General features: G+C 69.9%; 3 protein-coding genes and 1 pseudogene. 1 reads left to right on the top strand and 3 read right to left on the bottom strand.

The window, feature by feature from the left end:
* Positions 1-106, bottom strand: a pseudogene (locus FV233_RS31465) (porin family protein); the annotation flags it as partial.
* Between the two features lie 222 nt (positions 107-328).
* Here FV233_RS31465 and FV233_RS28745 point away from each other — a divergent pair.
* Entirely contained in the window at positions 329-661 is a 333-nt protein-coding gene (locus FV233_RS28745) for an MmcQ/YjbR family DNA-binding protein (RefSeq protein WP_147899563.1), read from the top strand.
* A gap of 286 nt (positions 662-947) precedes the next feature.
* Here FV233_RS28745 and glmM read toward each other — a convergent pair whose 3' ends face one another.
* Entirely contained in the window at positions 948-2,291 is a 1,344-nt protein-coding gene (gene glmM / locus FV233_RS28740) for a phosphoglucosamine mutase (protein WP_147899562.1), read from the bottom strand.
* Positions 2,292-2,413: 122 nt separating this feature from the next.
* The gene (locus FV233_RS28735; RefSeq protein ID WP_147899561.1) at positions 2,414-3,160 is read right to left on the bottom strand and encodes a sulfite exporter TauE/SafE family protein; all 747 of its coding nucleotides are present in this window, start codon (positions 3,158-3,160) and stop codon (positions 2,414-2,416) included.
* Between the last annotated feature and the right edge of the window lie 274 nt (positions 3,161-3,434).

Raw genomic sequence — 3,434 nt, 5'->3', positions numbered from 1 at the left:
GCGGAGGCGGGGGCAGCAGGTCCGCGGCAGCGGCCAGGCAGGGCGCGCCGACGCTCGCCGCGAGCGTCAGGCTGCGCACCAAAGCGTTCAGCTTGGAGCGGGCCATGGAGATTCCTTCACTGGGCTCGTGTGCCGGAGGCTTGGCATGCCGGCTCTGATGACGAGGCGAAGGATGGATCGAACGTCTTAAATCCGGCTTAACGTTAAATGTTAGCCTTGCCGGCTGCTTACGGGCCGCAAACCTGCAACCCAGGGACGGATTTGCTAGTCTTGGCTGCACCATTCCGCACGATCACGACGACGCCCGCCCGTGGGCCGGGCTGAGCCGGTGCTGCCCGAGGACGTGCGCATCCTGGCGCTGATGCTGCCGGAGACGGTGGCGGGCGTCCATCGCGGCAACCCGGATTTCCGGGTCGGCGGCCGGGTGTTCGCGACCCTGTGGGTCGAGGAGGCCCGGGTGGTGCTGCGCTTGGCCCCCGTGGACCAGGCCGAACTGTGCGAGGCCGAGCCGGACCTGTTCACGCCGCTCGACGGCGCCTGGGGCCGGCGCGGCTGGACCAATCTCGACCTCGATCTCTGCGAGGAGGAATCCCTGCGCGCCGCCCTGCTGGCGGCTTGGCGGACCACCGCACCGGCCGTGCTGCGCGCCGCCTACGCGTGAGCACCTCGTGGAATCAGCGCTCCTGAGCAGATCACGCGCGCCTTTTCCCGGACAGGTGAAGCGAAGCGGAACCTGATCCGGGACCCAGCACACGAAGCGCCGCGCCAGCGGCACAGGTCGATCGGACGGACGCTTCGCGCCGTCGTGTGCTGGGTCCCGGGTCGCATTCCGCTGGCGCTGCATGCGCCCGGGAAAAGGACCGTGCAGGCCGGCTCGACGCCATGTCCTGGCTCTCAGCCCAACACCTTGAAAGGGCCGGGCCGCAGTCCCTTTGGGACCCCGGATCTTAGGCCGCGACCTTGGTCACCGCCTCGACCACCTCGTCGACCACCTCGTTGACCAAGCCGCGGTCGTCGCCCTCGGCCATCACGCGGATCACCGGCTCGGTGCCGGAGGGGCGGATCACCAGGCGGCCGCCATTCCCCAGCCGGGCGCGGGCCTGGGCGATCGCGCTGACGACGCTGTCCTGGCTCAGCGGCTCGCCGGCCCGGTAGCGGACGTTCTTGAGGATCTGCGGCAGCGGGTCGAAGCAGTGGCAGACCTCGCTCACCGGCCGGCCCTGGCGCTGCACCACGCTCAGGATCTGCAGGGCCGCCACCAGGCCGTCGCCCGTGGTGGTGTAGTCCGACATGATGATGTGGCCGGATTGCTCGCCGCCGAGGTTGTAGCCGTGCTCGCGCATGTGCTCGAGCACGTAGCGGTCGCCGACCGCGGTGCGGGCGAGCGACAGGCCGAGGCCGCCGAGATACCGCTCCAGGCCGAGATTGGACATGATGGTGGCTACCAGCCCCGGCTGGGTGAGCCGCTCGTCCTCCTGCCAGGAGCGCGCGACCACCGCCATCAGCTGGTCGCCGTCGACCACGTGGCCCTTCTCGTCGACGATCAGCACCCGGTCGGCGTCGCCGTCCAGCGCGATGCCGATATCGGCCCGGCGCTCGCGCACCTTGGCGACCAGGGCGGCCGGGGCGGTGGAGCCGACATCCCGGTTGATGTTGAACCCGTCCGGCTCGGTCCCGATGGCGATCACCTCGGCGCCGAGCTCCCACAGGGTCTCGGGGGCGACCCGGTAGGCGGCGCCGTTGGCGCAATCGACCACCACCCGCAGGCCGTCGAGGGTCACGTGCCGGGGCAGGGTGCGCTTGGCGAATTCGATGTAGCGGGCATGCACGCTCTCGATCCGCTTGGCCCGGCCGAGGTCGGCGGAACCGGCCAGCCTGGTATGCAGCTCGGCATCGATCAGCTCCTCGATCTCATGCTCGATCGTGTCGTTGAGCTTGAACCCGTCGGGCCCGAACAGCTTGATGCCGTTATCCTCGAAGGCGTTGTGCGAGGCCGAGATCATCACCCCGATATCGGCCCGCATCGAGCGGGTCAGCATCGCCACCGCGGGGGTCGGCACCGGGCCGAGCAGCAGCACGTCCATGCCCACCGAGGTGAAGCCCGCCACCAGGGCGGTCTCGATCATGTAACCGGAAAGGCGGGTGTCCTTGCCGATCACCACCCGGTGGCGGTGGTCGCCGCGCTGGAACACCAGGCCCGCCGCCTGGCCGACCTTGAGGGCGAGTTCCGGGGTGATCACCCCGTTGGCCCGGCCCCGGATGCCGTCGGTTCCAAAATACTTGCGCGCCATCACGATCTCCGGTGCCGGGCCTCTCGTCCGGCCAACGCGGCGACAGAGTAGCGCGACAGACCTTAGCAGATTGGATTGCCCCGGGTGCTCCCCGACAAACACGGTCGAAATGCGGCGTCGCCTTACAGCACCCGCGGGAGCGCCGCCGCCAGCAGCGTCACGCCGGAGACCGTCAGTAGGCCGAGCACAACCCGGCGGAAGGCCGTCTCGCTCAGGCCGACATAGACCCGGGTGCCCAGCAGGACCGGGATCAGCATGGCGGGCAGCACCACGGCCAGCATCGGCAGCGCCGTGCGGGTGACGAGGCCCGAGCCGAGATAGACCAGCATGGTCACGGCCAGCATGGTCAGGTTGAAGTTCTGGATGATCGTGCGCTGGACGTCGCGCTCGTAGCCGCGCAGCACGCACCACAGGGTCGGCAGCGTGCCGGTGAAGCCGCCGAGCCCGCCGAGCAGGCCGCCGCTCAGGCCGACGACGGCATCCGCCAGCCGCCCGCCCACGGTGATCCGCGGCAGGTCCTTGGCGAGCAGCATGGCCGGGCACCACAGCACCAGCAGGGTGCCGAGCACCACCTTGAACCAGTCCGCATTGAGCTGCGGCAGCAGCAGCACGCCCAGCGGAATGCCGGCGAGCCCGCCCAGCACGAACGGGGCGAGGCGGGCCCGGTCGAAGCCGCGCCGCACCGTGACGGCGGCGACGATCTGCCCGGTGAGCGACCCGGCGACGGCCAGGACGGCGGCGAGCTGCGGATCGATCACCCAGGCCCAGAACGACAGGGCCACGAGCCCGAAGGCGAAGCCCGACAGCCCCTGCACGAACCCGGCGACCGCGGCCCCGAGGCCGACGACGAGATAAACGGACAACGCCATCAGGTACGCGGCTCGGAAAGATTCCCGTCCCCGGTCTTTCCGATTCGCTGCCCGGATCCGAGCCTCCGGCCGAGCTTGCGGGGGATGTTCCCGGACAGGCGGGGCGGATTGTCATGGGGGGCGAGGCAGGACGCGCCCACCCTCTGCCTATCGGATTCACACATTCTCGGATGTGGCGCGGGTCCCCTCTCCCGTGCGGGAGAGGGACAGGGTGAGGGATGCGCGTTTTCCGGAAAGACCTGGTCCCTCACCCCAACCCTCTCCCGCACGGGAG

Source organism: Methylobacterium sp. WL7 (genome assembly GCF_008040085.1).
Classification (GTDB): Bacteria; Pseudomonadota; Alphaproteobacteria; order Rhizobiales; family Beijerinckiaceae; genus Methylobacterium; species Methylobacterium mesophilicum.
The sequence above is the reverse complement of the archived record's forward strand: the minus strand, read 5'-3'. Positions and strand labels throughout refer to the sequence as shown.